We start from the raw sequence: 17,048 nt of genomic DNA, 5'->3' as shown, positions 1-17,048 counted from the left end.
TTGCAGCTAATCCTTCAACCGAGAAACCGAGACTGCAGATGAAAAACCCCCCGAAACTGGCCGCCGGCGCCGTGGTGGCCGCCCTGTTGCTGAGCGGCTGCGTGGCGCCAGGCCACCAGGCTGTGTCACCCATCCCGGCTTGCCGTACCGGCGATCCGATGATGCAAACAACGCTCTACTTCGGCCTGAACCGCCCTGCGGGGCCGGCGATCACTGCCGCCGAGTGGCAAACCTTCGTTGATAGCCAGGTGACGCCGCGTTTTAAAGACGGGCTGACGGTCTTTGATGCCAAAGGACAGTGGCTGGGTCACGACGGCAAGCTGGCGCGCGAGAACAGCAAGGCGCTGCTGCTGATTCATGCGCCGGACAAAGAGAGCGAGGCGAATATCGAGGCGCTGCGCAGCGGCTATAAGCAGCAGTTCGCGCAGGATTCGGTAATGCGGGTGGATGCGCCGGTGTGCGTGGCGTTTTAAAACGAACTCCCGGCCCTGCGGCCGGGAGTGGGGATTACAGCACCAGGCCGGCGATGGCCGCCGACAACAGGCTCACCAGCGTCGAGCCGTAAACCAGCTTCAGGCCAAAACGGGAAACCACGTTGCCTTGCTGCTCGTTCAGCCCTTTGATGGCGCCGGCGACGATGCCGATGGAGGCGAAGTTGGCGAACGACACCAGGAACACCGACAGAATGCCCAGCCCGCGCGGCGACAGCTCCGCCGCGATCTTCTTCAGTTCAATCATCGCCACGAATTCGTTGGCTACCAGTTTGGTCGCCATGATGCTGCCCGCCTTCAGGGCCTCTTCCGCCGGGATGCCGATCAGCCAGGCCAGCGGATAGAACACGTAGCCGAGGATCTGCTGGAAGCTGATGCCGAGCACCGCAGAGAACAGCGCATTGACGGCGGAGATCAGCGCGATAAAGCCGATCAGCATCGCCGCGATGATCATCGCAATCTTGAAGCCGGCCAGAATGTACTCGCCCAACATTTCGAAGAAGCTCTGATCTTCATGCAGTTTGTTCAGCTTCAGCTCCGGCTCGTCTTCAACCTGATATGGGTTGATGATCGACAGGATGATGAAGGTGCTGAACATATTAAGGATCAACGCCGCCACCACGTACTGCGCGTCGATCATCGACATGTAGGCGCCGACGATGGAGAGCGAAACCGTCGACATGGCGGTCGCGGCCATGGTGTACATGCGGCGCGGCGAGATATCGCCGATGATGCCTTTATAGGCGATAAAGTTCTCCGACTGCCCCAGCACCAGCGTGCTGACGGCGTTGAACGATTCCAGCTTGCCCATGCCGTTGACCTTGGACAGCAGGGTGCCGACCAGGCGGATGATCAGCGGCAGGATGCGGAAATGCTGCAAAATGCCGATCAGGGCGGAAATAAAGATGATAGGGCACAAAACGCCGAGGAAGATGAACGCCAGACCATCCTTGCTCATGCCGCCGAACACGAACTCCGATCCTTGGGCTGCGTAGGCGAGCAGGGTGTCGAAGAAGCCGGCGACGTGTTTGATCACGCTGAGCCCGCTGGCGGAGTGCAGGAAGAAATAGGCCAGCGCGCCTTCGATCACCAACAGCTGGATGATATAGCGCAGGCGGATTTTCTTGCGATTATTGCTGACCAGCAGCGCCAGGGCGATGATCACCACCAGGGCCATAATAAATTGCAGAATTTGTGGCATAAACGGTCCGTACGGTTCACGGGCAGGAAAAAAACACATTTAGCCACAGCATCGCCATCCTTTCATTACCTTGCGTGATAATTAGAACAAAATACTTATGGCATGCGGGATATCTTGCCGATTGTCATCCGCACGCGCTGCTCGGCAGTTTTTCATAAGCCCCCGGTGAGCCGGTTCCCCAGGGGTCTGCCGGCTCGCAACTTGATGCAATCACCGTCACTTATGTGCAAACGCCTGGAATCTGGCTCGCAACTGGCGCTTTTTCATGGCCTAAAGCATGGTTTTCTCGAGGGAGGCAGAGAAAAATGCCTGAACAAGGCGCCGTGACCGGCGCGCATTTTCTCGGGCAAGGAGGCGAACGATGAATACCGGCACGTTACTCAGGGCGCTGGCCAACGGCGTTAATCCCGACACCGGCGAGCTGTTGAAACCGGCTTCAGCGGCCTGCACACCGGAGGCTATCCGCCTGCTGTTCGCGTTGGCCAACGAGTTCGACGGTGAAGCCGAACTGCAGAAAAAAGCCCGGTTGACGCCGGAGGAGAAACGGCAGAAGAATCTGGTCGAGGGCCGACCTGCCAATGCCTACTTCCCCTGGCCGGAAGAGGAAAAACTGCGGCTGCGCGAGAGCCATGCGGCCGGGGCGACGCTGGAAGCGCTGAGCGATGAGTTCGAGCGCTCAACCTGGAGCATTGCGGTGCAGCTGCAGAAAATGGGGTTGATCGGTGAGGAGCTGGTGGCCGCCTATCGCTGATTTGCAGCCATAAAAAAGCCCGCGTGGCGCGGGCTTGATGACATAAGGGGCAGGATCACTCGATATTCTGGATCTGCTCGCGCATTTGCTCGATCAGCACTTTCAGCTCGATGGCGGAAGCAGTGACGTCGGCATTGATCGACTTGGAGGCCAGGGTGTTCGATTCGCGGTTGAACTCCTGCATCATAAAGTCGAGGCGGCGGCCGACGGCTTCTTTCTTTTTCAGGATGTTGTGCGTCTCTTTCACGTGCGCTTCCAGACGGTCCAGCTCTTCGGCGACGTCGATACGCTGCGCCATCAGCACCAGCTCTTGCTCCAGGCGGGTGTTTTCCAGCTGTACCTGCGCCTCTTCCAGCTTGCTGACCAGGCGCTCGCGCTGCCATTGCAGGATGTTCGGCATCTGGGCGCGCACTTTGACCACTTCGGCGCTGACGCCGTCGAGGCGTTGTTCGATCAGCGTCTTCAGCGCGGCGCCTTCGCTCTCGCGTGCGACGATAAAGTCATCCAGCGCGCCGTCCAGCGCTTGCATCAGCTCGGCGCTGATGGCGTCCAGATCCTGCTCCTGCGCGGACATCACGCCCGGCCAGCGCAGCACGTCGATCGGGTTGATTTCTCCTTCGTCGCTCTGCATTTTCACCCAGTTGGCGGCTTCGACCAGCTGTTTGGCCAGTTTTTCGTTCAGGATCAGCGAGCTTTGCGCGCTTGGATCCAGTTCGAAACGCAGGTTGCATTCGACTTTGCCGCGGGTCAGGCGGCCACGGATACGTTCACGGATCACCGGCTCCAGGCTGCGGAATTGCTCCGGCAGACGGATGTAGGTTTCTAAGTAGCGCTGGTTAACGGAACGCAGCTCCCAGGCTGCGCTGCCCCATTCACCCTTGATTTCACGCCGGGCGTAGGCGGTCATGCTGCGGATCATTGATGCGTACCCGTAATAGGAAAAGATGGGGCGATTATAGCGTCGCGACTGCGGGCAGGATAGGCATTACGTCACGAAGCCCGTATAATGCGCAGCCAATAGTTGATTTGAAGCCGGAGAGAGCCCATGCGTCCTGCAGGCAGAGCACCACAGCAAGTTCGCCCCCTGACACTGACCCGTCACTATACCAAACACGCTGAAGGCTCAGTGCTGGTTGAGTTTGGCGATACCAAAGTCTTGTGCACCGCCACGGTAGAAGAGGGCGTTCCGCGCTTCCTGAAAGGCCAGGGGCAAGGTTGGATCACCGCCGAGTACGGCATGCTGCCGCGCTCCACCCACAGCCGCAACGCACGTGAAGCCGCCAAAGGCAAACAAGGTGGCCGCACGCTGGAGATCCAGCGCCTGATCGCGCGCTCGCTGCGCGCCGCGGTGGATCTGAAAAAGCTCGGTGAATTCACCATCACCCTCGACTGCGACGTACTGCAGGCCGACGGCGGTACCCGCACCGCCTCCATCTCCGGCGCCTGCGTGGCGCTGGCCGATGCGCTGAACACCCTGGTGGCCAACGGCAAGCTGAAAGCCAACCCGATGAAGGGCATGGTAGCGGCGGTTTCCGTCGGCATCGTCAACGGCGAAGCGCTGTGCGATCTGGAGTATGTGGAAGATTCCGCGGCGGAAACCGACATGAACGTGGTGATGATGGAAGACGGCCGCATGATTGAAGTGCAGGGCACCGCCGAAGGCGAGCCGTTCAGCCACGATGAGCTGTTGGCGCTATTGGCGCTGGCCCGAGGGGGCATCGAAACCATCTTCCAGGCGCAGAAAGCGGCGCTGGCGGACTGATTTTTTAAGGCGACTGAGAAGTCGCCTTTTTTATGCCCGACGATCGGGCGGCAGTAATGACAAGACCCAAGCAGATTCAGACGAGGAGAAGCAGTAATGAAAGCCTATCAGCGCCAGTTTATCGAGTTCGCGCTTAACAAGCAGGTATTGAAATTCGGCGAGTTCACCCTGAAATCCGGCCGCACCAGCCCGTATTTCTTCAACGCCGGCCTGTTTAATACCGGGCGCGATCTTGCGCTGTTGGGGCGCTTCTACGCCGAAGCCCTGATGGACTCCGGCATCGATTTCGATCTGCTGTTTGGCCCGGCCTATAAAGGCATTCCTATCGCCACCACCACGGCGGTTGCGCTGGCGGAACACCATGAGCGCGACGTGCCTTACTGCTTTAACCGCAAGGAAGCCAAGACCCACGGCGAGGGTGGTTCGCTGGTCGGCAGCCCGCTGCAGGGGCGTGTGATGCTGGTGGATGATGTGATCACCGCCGGCACCGCGATCCGCGAATCGATGGAAATCATCGGCGCCAGCGGCGCTTCGCTGGCGGGGGTGCTGATCTCCCTCGACCGTCAGGAACGCGGCCGCGCGGATATCTCCGCCATTCAGGAAGTGGAACGCGACTATCACTGCAAGGTGATTTCGATCGTGACGCTGAAGGACCTGATCGCTTATCTGGAAGAGAAACCGGAAATGGCGGACCACCTGGCGGCGGTGCGCGCTTACCGCGAGCAGTACGGGGTATAAATAAAAACGCCGGGCATGCCCGGCGTTTTCGTTATTGCAGCTGTGCCGCCAATAGCGGCCAGCGGGCGTCGAATTCCTGCGTTGGACGATAGCGGAATTCCGAACGCACATAGCGCGACAACATGCCTTCGCAGAAGGCCAGCAGCTGGCTGGCCAACAGCGTTTCATCGACGATGAAGCCTTTGCCTTCGCGCAATTTGCGCTCTTTCAGCACCTGACGCAGCTGCGCCTCGATGCGTTCGAACAGCTGGTTGATGCGGCCCTGCAGGCGATCCTGTTCAAACATCAGCGCGTGGCCGGTCATGATGCGCGTCAGCCCCGGGTTGCGTTCCGCAAAGCCCAGAATCAGCAGTAAAATCAGGCGCAGACGATTAAACGTCTCTTTCTCGTCCTGCAAGATCAGGTTGATGCGGGTGATTAGGCTGTCTTCGATAAACTCGATCAGACTGTCGAACATCCGTGTCTTGCTGGGGAAATGCCGGTACAGCGCAGCTTCAGAAACACCCACGTTCGCGGCGAGCTTGGCGGTGGTAATGCGCTGGCTGCCGTCGCTGGATTCCAGCATCTGGGCTAACGCCTGCAATATTTCCTCGCGCCGATTCCTTTTCGTATTTTCTTTTTCTGCCATGTCTGATTAGACCCTTGCTAAAACTTAACTGACGGAAACCCGGGCACCGGCCGCTGCAGAGCAGGCTCTGTGCGGCTTATGTGATAGCTTTTTTACGATGCTGGGGTCAGCGGCCTTAACGGCCTTTTTCCGCGCTGCCTGGTGTGCGCTGCAATTGTCGCGGTAAAACCTTGCCGCAGAGACATCCTTCTCCCCGGAAAGGCAAGGTTCAGGCGACGTTTCCCTGCCGGCCATCGTGCATTGGGTGGCGCTTAGTGGCGCCCCGAGTGGCCGAAGCCGCCTTCGCCGCGCTCGCTACTGTCGAACTCTTCCACCAGGTTGAATTCGGCCTGCACCACCGGCACGAAGACCATCTGCGCGATGCGTTCGCCCGGCTCGATGGTGAAGTGCTTCTGGCCGCGGTTCCAAACGGACACCATCAGCTGGCCCTGGTAATCGGAGTCGATCAGGCCGACCAGGTTGCCCAGCACGACGCCGTGCTTATGGCCCAGGCCGGAGCGCGGCAGGATCACTGCCGCCAGGCCGGCGTCGGCGATGTGGATCGCGAGGCCGGTGGGCAGCAGCGTGGTTTCACCCGGCGCCAGCTCTACCGCGCTGTCCAGGCAGGCGCGCAGGTCGAGACCGGCGGAGCCCGGCGTGGCGTAGGTCGGTAGCGGGAAATCCTGACCGATACGCGGGTCGAGGATCTTAACGTCGATTTTTTTCATCATAACGGCTGACTATCTCGTCTATTAAACGTTGGCCAAGGAGTGCCTTGTCGCTCAGCGCCAGGCGCTTTTCTCCATCCTGCCAAAAAAGGTGCAGGGCATTGGTGTCGCTGTTGAACCCGTGCTCTGCAAGCGATACATCGTTAGCGCAAATCAAATCCAGCTTCTTACGCGCCAGTTTTTGCCGCGCGTATTCTTCCACATTCTGGGTTTCGGCGGCAAACCCCACGACAAACGGTCGATTTTTGGTCATCGCGGCCACGCCGGCGACGATATCGGGGTTTTTTACCATCTTGAGGACGATTTCATCACCCTGTTTTTTTATTTTTTCATCGGCGATCTGCTCGGGGCGGTAGTCGGCCACGGCGGCGCAGGAGATGAAAATCTGCTGCTGCGCCGCGCGCTGTTGCACCGCCTGCTCCATCTCCAGCGCGCTGGTGACGTCCACTCGGGTGACCGATGGCGGCGTCGGCAGGCTGACCGGCCCGGCGATCAGCGTCACCTGCGCGCCGCGGGCGGCGGCGGCGCGGGCGATGGCGAAGCCCATTTTGCCGGAGCTGTGATTGCTGATGAAACGTACCGGATCCAGCGCTTCACGCGTTGGGCCGGCGGTGATCATAACCTGCAAATGTTGCAGATCCTGCGGGGCGGAGAAATGCGCGTTCGCCAGGTCGACGATGTCCAGCGGATCCAGCATGCGGCCCGGGCCGACGTCGCCGCAGGCCTGGCTGCCGCTGTCCGGCCCCCAGAGCAGCATGCCGCGCGTCTGCAGCGTTTGCAGGTTGGCCTGCGTGGCGGCGGCGCGATACATCTGCTGGTTCATGGCGGGGGCGGCGGCGATAGGGGCGTCGGTCGCCAGGCAGACGGTAGTCAGCAGATCGTTGGCCATGCCGGCGGCGACGCGCGCCAGCAGATCGGCGGTCGCCGGCGCCAGAATCACCAGATCCGCCCACTTGCCCAGTTCGATGTGGCCCATGGCGGCTTCGGCGGCGGGATCCAACAGATCGTCGGACACCGGGTAGCCGGAAACGGCCTGCAGCGTCAGTGGCGTAATGAACGCCTTGGCGGCGTGGGTCATCACCACGCGCACTTCTGCACCCCTGTCGCGCAGGCGGCGCACCAGCTCTGGGCATTTGTAGGCGGCGATGCCGCCGCTGATGCCAAGCACAATATGTTTGCCGGAAAGTCCCGTCATCATCATTGTCCGATTGAAAGCCGAAAGATGCGCCATTTTAGCATATCCGCCGTTCAGGTGAGTGATTCCGCAATGGCTGCAGGGCGTTACATTGTGCTTTGCGAAACACTTCGCAATGTTATCAAACACCTGTCGAACGCGCCGGGCAGCACATGGCATGCTGTAGCCCTTTCAGGGAGGAACACGATGAGCAACCCGATTGTGGCGTGCTGGCCGGGCGCGCTGGCGCCGCGTGAAAAGCTGTTGATGCAGGGGGCGGCGGCGCTGTCCGACGCAGAGCTGTTGGCCATTTTCTTGCGCACCGGATTGCCCGGCGTGCACGTGATGCAGCTGGCGGAGCAGCTGCTGCGCCGGTTCGGCTCGCTTTATCACCTGATGTCGGCCGATCATCAGGCTTTTTGTAGCCAAAAAGGCCTGGGGGATGCCAGCTATACGCAGCTGCAGGCGATTGCCGAGCTGGCGCTGCGCTTCTTTTCCAGCCATTTGTCGCAGGAAAACGCCATGCTCAATCCGCGCGTCACCCAGCATTATCTGCAAAGCCTGCTGGCCCATCGCGAGCGAGAGGTCTTTTTGGTATTGTTTTTAGACAATCAGCACCGGGTTATTCGCCATCAGGAGATGTTTGCTGGTACCATCAGCAGCGTCGTCGTCTACCCGAGAGAAATTGTGCGTGAAGCGTTGAAGGCTAATGCCGCCGCGCTGATTCTCGCGCATAATCACCCCTCGGGTAAGGCTGAACCCAGTCATGCCGACCGTTTGATAACGGAACAGGTGGTGAAAGCCTGTCAGTTATTGGAGATCCGAGTGCTCGATCATTTGGTGATCGGTCGGGGTGAATGCGTCTCTTTTGCCGAGCGCGGATGGCTTTAAGCGATTTTTTCGCGATCCTTGTGGGATCTTTAGCTGTTCGGGACTTGAGCACTTACGCTTCAGAGCGTATACTACGCCACCTTTGAGAATCTTGGGTTTGGCGCAAGAGCCTATCTCAGCAGGTTTCTGACCTGATGTGTGGTTTCTACCTGATGACGAGAGTCTCCTCAGTATGAAGTTTGCTGAGATGGGCTCTAAAAGCCTGACGAGGCGGCCATACCCTATACGAAGCTCGAGCTGATTTGATTTTTGGAGAATAGACATGTCCCGAGTCTGCCAAGTTACTGGCAAGCGCCCGGTGAGCGGTAACAACCGTTCCCACGCAATGAACGCGACCAAACGCCGTTTTCTGCCTAACCTGCACTCACACCGTTTTTGGGTTGAGGCTGAGAAGCGCTTTGTAACTCTGCGTGTATCTGCTAAAGGTATGCGTGTTATCGATAAGAAGGGTATTGAGACGGTCTTGGCCGATCTGCGTGCCCGTGGTGAGAAGTATTAAGGAACTGCATCATGGCTAAAGGTGTTCGCGAGAAGATCAAGCTGGTTTCTTCTGCTGGTACTGGTCACTTCTATACCACCACGAAGAACAAGCGTACTAAGCCGGAAAAATTGGAACTGAAGAAATTCGATCCAGTTGTCCGTCAGCACGTAGTATACAAAGAAGCTAAAATTAAATAATTTTAGTGGATTAATGAAAAACCCGGCCTTGGCCGGGTTTTTTGTTTTATAAAGGGTAGAAAACGTCGGAGGGGAAGCCAGATGCCTGAATTACCGGAAGTTGAGACGAGCAGACGCGGTATAGAGCCTTATCTTGTTGGCCACAGCATTCAGTATGCGGTGGTGCGCAACGCGCGCCTGCGCTGGCCGGTTTCCGAGCAGATCCTGACGCTGAGCGATAGGCCGGTGCTCAGCGTGCAGCGCCGAGCCAAATACCTGCTGATCGAGCTGGAGAACGGTTGGATTATCGTGCACCTGGGCATGTCGGGCAGCCTGCGCATGCTGCGCGAGGAGAACGAAGATGAAGCGGGCAAACACGACCACGTCGATTTGGTGATCAGCAACGGCATGATCCTGCGCTATACCGATCCGCGCCGTTTCGGCGCCTGGCTGTGGTGCGAAGACCTGGCGACCAGCAGCGTGTTGGCGCATCTGGGGCCGGAACCGCTGAGTGAAGCGTTCAACGGCGACTACCTGTATGAAAAATCACGCAATAAGCGCACGCTGATCAAACCGTGGCTGATGGATAACAAGCTGGTGGTCGGCGTCGGTAACATTTACGCCAGTGAATCGCTGTTCAGCGCCGGGATCCTGCCCGATCGTCCGGCGGGATCGTTGAGCAAAGCCGAAGCGGAACGGCTGGTGAAGACCATCAAGGCGGTGTTGCAGCGCTCCATCGAGCAGGGCGGTACGACATTGCGCGACTTTTTGCAGTCGGACGGCAAACCGGGGTATTTCGCGCAGGAGTTGCAGGTTTACGGGCGGGCGGGAGAACCTTGCCGCGCGTGCGGCACGCCGATCGAATCCGCCAAGCACGGGCAGCGCAGCACCTTCTTTTGCCGGCGCTGCCAGCGCTGAGCATCACTCGGCGGCGAGCTTCGCCATCAGCGCCTGCGTAACCACGTCAGGCAGGAAAGGCGCGATATCGCCGCCGTGACGCGCGACCTCTTTCACCAGTGAAGAGGAGATGAACGACCACTCTTCGGAAGGCATCAGGAACACGCTTTCCAGCGTCGGCATCAAATGGCGGTTCATGTTCGCCAGCTGCAATTCGTACTCAAAGTCAGACACCGCCCGCAGGCCGCGCACCAGGATATTGGCATTCTGGTGAGCGGCAAAGTGCGCCATCAGCTCGCTGAAACCCAGCACTTCCACATTGCCCAGATGCGAGGTGACCTGCGTCGCCAGCGCCACGCGCTCATCCAGGCTGAACAGCGGCTTTTTGCTCGGGCTGGCGGCGATGGCCAGAATCACGTGATCGAACATCAGCGACGCGCGCGTCACTAAATCCAGGTGGCCGTTGGTCATGGGATCGAAGGTCCCGGGATAGATGGCTTTGCTGGTCATGATTCACTTCTCTGAGTAGTTGCGGCCCAATGCCCATAATGCGGCATATTTATTGAAGGTATATTGCGCGTTGACCACCGCTAACAGCAACCCCTGTTTACCGTCAAGGAAACCGGCCCGCAGCAGCCAGGTTTTGACGAAGGCACCGAGCGTGTGGGTCAGGATGGACAGATAGCCGCAACGCTTGCCGGCCCGGTGGCGTTGCGTGGCCCACTCTTCGGCATAGCGCAGCTGTTTGCGCTGGAAGGCGAAGAAGTCGCGGCAGGTCAGGTGCAGCATATCGCCGCTGAGGGGGATCACTTTGGCGTCGCCGATGTTCAGCGATTCGTGCACCAGATCGTCGTTATAGCGATAGCGTTGGTTGGCGTACAGGCGGTTGACGCGGTCGGGATACCAGCCGCTGTGGCGCATGAAACGGCCAAGGAACAGGTTGCGCCGCGCACAGCTGTAGACGGCGCCGTCGTCCGGTGCGTTCAACACCCGCTCGATGGATTGCCGCAGCTCGGGGGTGACGCGTTCGTCGGCGTCGATCATCAAAACGTAGTCATGACTGGCGTAGCTTTGCGCCAGCTGACGCTGCTTGCCGAATCCTTGCCAGTCGGTGTGCGTGAAGACTTTGGCGCCCAGACTTTCGGCGACGGCGACGCTGTCGTCCTCGCTGCCGGAGTCCAGCACGATGATTTCATCGGCCCAGGCGACAGAGCGCAGGCAGTCCGGCAACAGCCCGGCTTCGTTTTTGGCGATCATCACCACCGACAGGCTTTTGCGGCTGCTCATTCAGTGGCTCCGGGGCGGCAGATGCGGTTCAAGCAGCTGCAGCAGGCGCTGCAACGCTCCCTGATTCTGATACAGCACTTCCACCGCATGGCGGCCGTAGTAGCGACGGTAGTCTTCGTCGGTCAACAGGGTTTCCACTTCCTTCACCAGCGAATCCACGTCGGTCACGGTGATCAGGCCTTCGGCCTGCGAGAGCTTGGCGCAGATGTCTTTAAAGTTGAAGGTATGTGGGCCCATCAGCACCGGGATGGCGTGCGCGGCGGCTTCCAGCGGGTTGTGCCCGCCGCGTTCCACCAGGCTGCCGCCGACAAAGGCCAGATCGGCGATGCCGTACAGCAGCATCAGTTCGCCCATGGTATCGCCGATCACCACCTGGGTGCTGCCGGACGGGATTTCGCCGCTGCTGCGCAGGGTGTAGCTGAAGCCGGCCTTCTGCACCAGCTCTTTGGCGGTCGGGAAGCGCTCCGGGTGACGCGGCACCAGGATCAGCAGCAGGTCGGGGTGTTTTTCCAGCAGTTTGCGGTGCGCTTCAAGCAGGATGGTTTCTTCACCGTCATGGGTGCTGGTGGCGATCCACACCGGGCGGCGCGGCGCCCATTGGCGGCGCAATGTAACGGCGCGGGCGGCCAGCTCCGGGGTGACGGAGATATCGAATTTCAGGCTGCCGGTTACGGCCAGCTGCGAGCGTTTCAGGCCCAGTTCGATAAACCGATCGCCGTCTTCCTGGTTCTGTGCGGCGATTAGCGTAATGCGGCGCAGCATATCGCGCATGAATCCGGCAATTTTCTTGTAGCCGGCGGCGGAACGAGCCGACAGGCGCGCATTGGCGATCACCAGGGGGATTTGCCGCTGATGCAGTGCGTTGATCAGGTTAGGCCATAGCTCGGTTTCCATGATGATCACCAGCTTGGGATTCACCTGGTCGAGGAAGCGGTTCATGGAACCGGGCAGATCGTAGGGCAGATAGACATGATGCACGTCTTTGCCGAAAGCGGACTGGACGCGTTCTGAACCTGTCGGGGTCATTGTGGTCACAGTTATCGGCAAAGCGGGGTAACGATGGCGCAGCGCCCGCACCAGCGGGATGGCCGCCAGCGTTTCGCCGACGGAGACGGAATGCAGCATAATGCCGCCCGGCACGACTTTCCCGGCGCAGAAGCCATAGCGTTCCGCCCAGCGTTTACGGTAGGCTGGAGCTTTGCGGCTGCGCAGCAGTAAGCGGAGCCAGATCAGGGGTTGGATGAGGTAGAGTAGTACCTGATATAAACGCAGCAACATTCTATCAATTTCATTTATATGGGTTATTCGGAATAGTACCATAACTGGAAGGGAAAGGCGCTAATTTGGTAACCTTGGGTGTCAGTTTCAGACAACCGGCGAGCGATTTCGCCGATAGGCTCGGAATGAAGAATATTTTAATTATTCGCCGCGACAACATCGGCGATCTTGTTTGCACTACGCCCTTGATTGAAGGGGTGAAAATTGCCTATCCAGACGCAAAAGTTTATCTGCTGATCAATAAAGTCAGCCAGGACGTTGTTAAAAACAACCCTCATCTCGAGAAAGTCTTTGTCTATAAAAAGGCCAAGCACAAGGCGAAAAATGAAACGACGTTGGGCGTTTATTTCGAACGTCTGATGATCTTCCTGAAGCTGCGCAAAATAAAGTTCGATGCGGTCATTCTGGCCAACCCGGTGCCTTGCAAATACAGCCTGCGTTTAGCAAAAATGGCCGGCGCCACCCATATCATCGGTGCCGATCTGGGCACGAAAGAGATTCAGCGCCCGTTCCGCAAGGACGATTTCCGCGGCCTCCATCAGGTTGAACACACCTACAGCTATTTATCGGCGATCACCGATCAAGCCATTCCGATCCCGCCGGTGCGGGTATTCCTGACGCCGGAAGAGCGGCAATTGGCGGTGCAGCGGCTGCAGGAACGTCTGCCGTCGGTCGAACGGGTATGCGCCGTGCATATCAGCAGCCGCAGCCCGAAAAGACGCTGGCCGGTTGAACGCTATGCCGAAATCATCAACCGTCTGACCGCCGATCCCCACACCGGCGTGCTGATCTTCTGGTCGCCGCAGGGCACGCTGGCGCCGGACGACATCGGCGATCGGCAGCGCGCCGAACAGCTGCTGGCGCTGTGCCAAAACGAACGCGTCGCGCTTTATCCGACGGCGTCGGTGCGCGAGCTGTTGGGCGGGTTTGATTTATGCGACCGGGTGCTGTGCAGCGACGGCGGGCAGATGCATCTTGCCGCCGCGTTGAATAAGGACATGGTGGTGTTCTTTGGCGATACCGATAAAACGTCCTGGCATCCATGGACTGGCCGCCATCATATTTTGCAGAGTGAGTCGGGGCACTGTGAAGATGTTTCTGTCGATGAGGTTTGGCAGAAAATGCAGGCACTCAGCTAACGAAGAAAATAAGGCAGGTATCACCTGCCTTATTTTTTTATTATTTTTCTTTCAGCTCAATATATTGACGGCAAATAGGGTCCAGCCCATAGCTCAGCAATTGCTGTTGATTTATCTGTGGCGGATTGGCGTAAATTTCCGCCATTTTTTCTGCCAGCGACGCTTCGTTTAATTCCGCCAACGCGTTAGCCATGCCGGCTTTTTCCAGAATTTCCGCAGGGCCGCCCGGACAGCGGGTGCTGACCACCGGCGTGCCGCACAACAGCGATTCTACCAGCACATTGCCAAACCCTTCACTGTCGGAGCTGAGCACCAGCAGCGAGGCATGGCGAATAAATGGGTAGGGATTGGCCTGGAAACCGAGGAATAGCACGCGCTCTGCGATGCCCAAGTCTGCCGCCAGACGTTTGACCTCGGCGACGCGGGCGTCATCCCCGGTGCCGATCAAAGCCAGCGGCGCCTGAATGCCGGAGAGCGCATAGGCTTTCAGCAGGCGGTCATGCCGCTTGGTGGCGTGAAAGCGGCCGACGTGCACCAGGTAGTCCTGACCGGCCAGTTCGCAAGGCGCCGCCGCCTGTTGATGAATGGCGTCGATATCGAACGGATTGTTGATGACCGCCAGGCGGCGCGGGCGGATCGGCAACTTCTGCTGCAGATCGTCGCCGACCGCCTGTGAAACGGCGACGATATTTCTCCCCTGGTAAACGTTGGCGATTTTACGTTGCTTGAGCCAGCGATCCAGGCCTTTGCGGTGGCCGAGGTAGGAAGTGGAGAGAATGCCGTGAATGCAGAACCACAGGCGATCCGCGGCCAACCGCTTGCTGCGGCTGACGATGCGATCGGTTTTATGCAGATTCGAGAACACCAGATCGAACGCGCCGTGTTGGCGCTCGTGTTCGGCTATTGCTCGATCCAGCGCGGCGGCGCGGCGTGAGAGCTCGGTCAGCTTGCGCCAGGGGGCCCGGCTGCGATCGGCCACCACCTGATAATCAATGCCCGGCGGGATAGGGTAATTGCAGACGTCGCGCAGCGAGATCAGACTAACTTTATGCCCCTGTTGCTGCATGCCCTGGCACAGGGTCAACACCACTTTTTCCGCGCCGCCTCCCGGCAGGCCATCGATGATCATCAGAATACGCATAGCTAATCCAGTAACCGGTTATAGAGGGAAATGAGCTGTTCGGACAGATGCGCCGGCGTAGCCGTCATAATGCGCAATCTTGCCGCTTCGCCCATGGAAGATCCCAGCGCCTGGCGCGGCAGCGCCCGAATGGCCTCCGTGATGGCCGGCACGTCGAGCGCGTCGGTCACGAAGCCGTTCTGGCCCGGGGTGATAAACTCGGCGCCGCCGCAGGTGGTGCTGGTGATAACCGGCAGGCCGCAGGACATCGCTTCCAGAATCACATTCGGGAATGGATCGTACAGCGTCGGCAGCAGCAGCGCATCCGCGGCCTGATATAACGGCAAGGTCTGTTTCTGCACGCCCATAAAGTGAATGCGATCGCCGCAGCCCAGCGACTGCGCCAGCGCCCGGTAGCGTTTTTCGGCCTTGTCTTTGCCGACCACCAGGAGGTGGCTGTCGGTCACCGCCACGGCGCGGATGGCGGCGGCCAGCCCTTTGCGCTCGAAACCGGAGCCGACGAAGACCAGGCAGTGCGCCTGTTGCGGGATCTGATATTGCTCGCGCAGACGCCGGCGCTGGGCCTCGTCGGCGGGCGGGAACTTTTGGTTGTCGATGGCGTTATAGATCACCGTGATTTTGTCGGCGGGCACGCCAAAGTCGGCGATGATTTCCTGCTTGATCATCTCGGCGTTGCAGATGACGGCTTTCAGCTCCGGCGCGGCGTACATGGCGCGTTCGGCGCACATCACATAGCGGTGATAGCGGTTGGAGAACAGCCACTTGCGGCGCCACTCCGGCAGCAGACGCGCGCGTTGCAGCAGCCAGCGGCGGTGTACGCCGTCGCCGGCGCGGTAGATGTCGCAGCCGGGAATGCGTTCGTGGCTTTGCACCAGATCGAAGCGCTCTTTCTGCCACAGCGCCCTGGCCGCCACGGCGAAGCCCCGTTCGCGGCTGATGCGGCCGAGCTTTAACGGATTGCACAGGTGAATGTGCCAGTTGGGATTGGCGTCACCTTGCCATTCGCGGGTGATGACGTTCAGATCGAGATCCTGTTGTTCCAGCGCTTCCAGGGCGCGGGAAACGAAACGTTCGGCTCCGCCGTCCGGGCGGTATTTTTGGCGAACGATCGCCAAACGAAATGCTTTCATGCCAGCGTGCTCCGCGCGGCTGCAATCACCGCGTCTGTAGGAATAAGGTCGAGATACCGTTCGTCGGTGCCGGTATCAATGGCGTCCGGATCGGGCAGTTCGCCGAAGTCGCCGGCCCAGATCACGGCGCCGGTAGCCTGCCACGGCCGCCAGAAAGTCAGCTTGGAAGGGCCGAACAGCGCCACGCACGGCGTTTGCAGCGCGGCGGCCATGTGCATCGGCACTGAATCCACGCCGATAAACAGCTTGGCGTGATCAATCAGGGCGGCCAGTTGGCGCAGCGTCAGCTGGCCGGCCAACGAGATTACGCCCTGCGGCGGGCAGAGCGCCAAAATGCGCTCTACCATGGCTTGTTCTCTGGCGTCGGGGCCGGAGGTGATCACCAACTGGTGTCCGTCGGCCTGCAAGGCGGTGAGGGTGGCGGCCATTTTCTCTTCGCTCCAGCATTTGAAGAACCAGCGCGAGGTGGGCTGCACCACAATATAACTGCCGGCGACGCCCTGTTTCTGCAACCGTTGCTCACAGGTCTGCCAATCCTGCGGATCGTAACTCATGGTGACATGCTCATTGAGCGTGGGCAGGTTCAGCGGCGCCAGCAACGAGAGATTTTGTTCGACGGTATGCAGGTGGGCGTGATTGTCCACCGGCACCAGCTGCGTGTGACAGTGGCGCCACAGGAAGCCGCGGCGTTTGGGGAAATCGAAGCCCAAACGGATGCGCGCGCCGGTCAGGCGCGTGATGATGGCGCTGCGCCACTGATCGGCCAGATTGACCACCAGATCGTAGCGCTGCGCCTTCAGGCGGCGCAGCAGCGCCAGCTCGTGCCCCAGATGCGCGCGGACGCCCTGTTTCTTCCATTGGCGGTCGATGGCGAACAGCGTCGACAATTCCGGATTACTGGCCAGCATCTCCTGCGTTTCCTGATACAGCAGCACATCGATCTGCGCCTGCGGGTAGTTTTGCCGCAGGCTGCTGATGACCGGCGTGACCAGCAGCATATCGCCGTGATGGCGCAGTTTTATGATCAAAATACGCTGTACGGATGGGGCGGAAGTTAGTGCTGGCGCGTCGTTCATCATGAGTCGCTTTCTGGGAAACCAATCTTTGATTCTAAATGACCCGATCGCATGTGGCTACTGTTGCACGGTTTTCTTGCCGGGCCGCAAAAAAATCGCC

20 protein-coding genes are annotated in these 17,048 nt (G+C 59.3%); 9 read left to right on the top strand and 11 right to left on the bottom strand.

Annotation, left to right across the window (positions count from 1 at the left end):
• Nucleotides 1-38: 38 nt before the first annotated feature.
• A complete protein-coding gene (locus N6G83_RS45915; RefSeq protein ID WP_049205349.1) occupies nucleotides 39-473 on the top strand; it encodes a DUF3574 domain-containing protein in 435 nt (144 codons plus the stop codon).
• Nucleotides 474-507: 34 nt separating this feature from the next.
• Here N6G83_RS45915 and N6G83_RS45910 read toward each other — a convergent pair whose 3' ends face one another.
• Entirely contained in the window at nucleotides 508-1,692 is a 1,185-nt protein-coding gene (locus tag N6G83_RS45910; RefSeq protein ID WP_004931212.1) for a NupC/NupG family nucleoside CNT transporter, read from the bottom strand.
• A gap of 361 nt (nucleotides 1,693-2,053) precedes the next feature.
• On the opposite strand from N6G83_RS45910, the gene N6G83_RS45905 reads away from it, so the two are divergent.
• Nucleotides 2,054-2,443 carry a hypothetical protein gene (locus tag N6G83_RS45905; protein WP_260516225.1) on the top strand — a complete coding sequence of 130 codons (390 nt, stop codon included), beginning with the start codon at nucleotides 2,054-2,056 and terminating at the stop codon, nucleotides 2,441-2,443.
• Nucleotides 2,444-2,498: 55 nt separating this feature from the next.
• Here N6G83_RS45905 and N6G83_RS45900 read toward each other — a convergent pair whose 3' ends face one another.
• Nucleotides 2,499-3,362 carry a YicC/YloC family endoribonuclease gene (locus N6G83_RS45900; protein WP_015379441.1) on the bottom strand — a complete coding sequence of 288 codons (864 nt, stop codon included), beginning with the start codon at nucleotides 3,360-3,362 and terminating at the stop codon, nucleotides 2,499-2,501.
• A 126-nt stretch (nucleotides 3,363-3,488) separates the two neighbouring features.
• Between N6G83_RS45900 and rph the strand changes: the two genes are divergently transcribed.
• Both rph and pyrE read left to right on the top strand, forming a co-directional pair.
• Entirely contained in the window at nucleotides 3,489-4,205 is a 717-nt protein-coding gene (gene rph / locus N6G83_RS45895) for a ribonuclease PH (RefSeq protein ID WP_025160305.1), read from the top strand.
• A gap of 96 nt (nucleotides 4,206-4,301) precedes the next feature.
• Nucleotides 4,302-4,943 (top strand): orotate phosphoribosyltransferase, encoded by a 642-nt coding sequence (pyrE, locus tag N6G83_RS45890; RefSeq protein WP_004931204.1) that lies wholly within the window; start codon nucleotides 4,302-4,304, stop codon nucleotides 4,941-4,943.
• Nucleotides 4,944-4,974: 31 nt separating this feature from the next.
• Here the strand turns inward: pyrE and slmA are convergent, their stop codons facing one another.
• The 3 genes from slmA to coaBC form a co-directional block, all read right to left on the bottom strand.
• Nucleotides 4,975-5,571 (bottom strand): nucleoid occlusion factor SlmA, encoded by a 597-nt coding sequence (gene slmA, locus N6G83_RS45885; RefSeq protein WP_025304700.1) that lies wholly within the window; start codon nucleotides 5,569-5,571, stop codon nucleotides 4,975-4,977.
• Nucleotides 5,572-5,822: 251 nt separating this feature from the next.
• Nucleotides 5,823-6,281 (bottom strand): dUTP diphosphatase, encoded by a 459-nt coding sequence (gene dut / locus N6G83_RS45880; protein ID WP_016929680.1) that lies wholly within the window; start codon nucleotides 6,279-6,281, stop codon nucleotides 5,823-5,825.
• The gene (coaBC, locus tag N6G83_RS45875) at nucleotides 6,259-7,476 is read right to left on the bottom strand and encodes a bifunctional phosphopantothenoylcysteine decarboxylase/phosphopantothenate--cysteine ligase CoaBC (RefSeq protein WP_038630299.1); all 1,218 of its coding nucleotides are present in this window, start codon (nucleotides 7,474-7,476) and stop codon (nucleotides 6,259-6,261) included. The genes dut and coaBC overlap by 23 nt, the downstream gene beginning before the upstream one ends.
• 183 nt (nucleotides 7,477-7,659) lie before the next feature.
• Between coaBC and radC the strand changes: the two genes are divergently transcribed.
• From radC to mutM, 4 genes are all read left to right on the top strand, one after another.
• Nucleotides 7,660-8,343: a RadC family protein gene (gene radC, locus N6G83_RS45870; protein ID WP_025304698.1), complete on the top strand. Its 684-nt coding sequence runs from the start codon at nucleotides 7,660-7,662 to the stop codon at nucleotides 8,341-8,343.
• A 262-nt stretch (nucleotides 8,344-8,605) separates the two neighbouring features.
• Nucleotides 8,606-8,842, top strand: a complete 237-nt coding sequence (gene rpmB, locus N6G83_RS45865; protein WP_004931195.1) for a 50S ribosomal protein L28 — start codon at nucleotides 8,606-8,608, stop codon at nucleotides 8,840-8,842.
• 11 nt (nucleotides 8,843-8,853) lie between these two features.
• Entirely contained in the window at nucleotides 8,854-9,021 is a 168-nt protein-coding gene (gene rpmG, locus N6G83_RS45860) for a 50S ribosomal protein L33 (RefSeq protein WP_002442576.1), read from the top strand.
• Between the two features lie 81 nt (nucleotides 9,022-9,102).
• Nucleotides 9,103-9,918: a bifunctional DNA-formamidopyrimidine glycosylase/DNA-(apurinic or apyrimidinic site) lyase gene (gene mutM, locus N6G83_RS45855; RefSeq protein ID WP_025304697.1), complete on the top strand. Its 816-nt coding sequence runs from the start codon at nucleotides 9,103-9,105 to the stop codon at nucleotides 9,916-9,918.
• Between the two features lie 3 nt (nucleotides 9,919-9,921).
• On the opposite strand, the gene coaD is transcribed toward mutM, so the two are convergent.
• The 3 genes from coaD to waaA are packed head-to-tail and all read right to left on the bottom strand — an operon-like array spanning nucleotide 9,922 to nucleotide 12,462.
• The gene (coaD, locus tag N6G83_RS45850) at nucleotides 9,922-10,407 is read right to left on the bottom strand and encodes a pantetheine-phosphate adenylyltransferase (RefSeq protein ID WP_033631353.1); all 486 of its coding nucleotides are present in this window, start codon (nucleotides 10,405-10,407) and stop codon (nucleotides 9,922-9,924) included.
• A 3-nt stretch (nucleotides 10,408-10,410) separates the two neighbouring features.
• Nucleotides 10,411-11,184, bottom strand: coding sequence for a glycosyltransferase family 2 protein (locus N6G83_RS45845; RefSeq protein ID WP_025304696.1), 774 nt, complete (start codon nucleotides 11,182-11,184; stop codon nucleotides 10,411-10,413).
• Nucleotides 11,185-12,462, bottom strand: a complete 1,278-nt coding sequence (waaA, locus tag N6G83_RS45840) for a lipid IV(A) 3-deoxy-D-manno-octulosonic acid transferase (protein ID WP_164100107.1) — start codon at nucleotides 12,460-12,462, stop codon at nucleotides 11,185-11,187.
• Between the two features lie 125 nt (nucleotides 12,463-12,587).
• On the opposite strand from waaA, the gene N6G83_RS45835 reads away from it, so the two are divergent.
• Nucleotides 12,588-13,601, top strand: a complete 1,014-nt coding sequence (locus tag N6G83_RS45835) for a glycosyltransferase family 9 protein (RefSeq protein WP_043141040.1) — start codon at nucleotides 12,588-12,590, stop codon at nucleotides 13,599-13,601.
• A gap of 40 nt (nucleotides 13,602-13,641) precedes the next feature.
• Here the strand turns inward: N6G83_RS45835 and N6G83_RS45830 are convergent, their stop codons facing one another.
• From N6G83_RS45830 to rfaQ, 3 genes are read right to left on the bottom strand one after another with little or no spacing between them, the layout of a single operon-like run.
• Nucleotides 13,642-14,742, bottom strand: coding sequence for a glycosyltransferase (locus N6G83_RS45830; protein WP_197771136.1), 1,101 nt, complete (start codon nucleotides 14,740-14,742; stop codon nucleotides 13,642-13,644).
• Nucleotides 14,743-14,744: 2 nt separating this feature from the next.
• Nucleotides 14,745-15,872, bottom strand: a complete 1,128-nt coding sequence (locus N6G83_RS45825) for a glycosyltransferase family 4 protein (RefSeq protein WP_197771137.1) — start codon at nucleotides 15,870-15,872, stop codon at nucleotides 14,745-14,747.
• On the bottom strand, nucleotides 15,869-16,951 hold the full coding sequence (rfaQ, locus tag N6G83_RS45820; RefSeq protein ID WP_043141032.1) for a putative lipopolysaccharide heptosyltransferase III: 1,083 nt from the start codon (nucleotides 16,949-16,951) through the stop codon (nucleotides 15,869-15,871). Before rfaQ ends, N6G83_RS45825 begins: the two co-directional genes overlap by 4 nt.
• Nucleotides 16,952-17,048: the final 97 nt, after the last annotated feature.

This window comes from Serratia sp. PL7, assembly GCF_945957435.1.
This window is presented reverse-complemented; position numbering and strand designations above follow the sequence as displayed.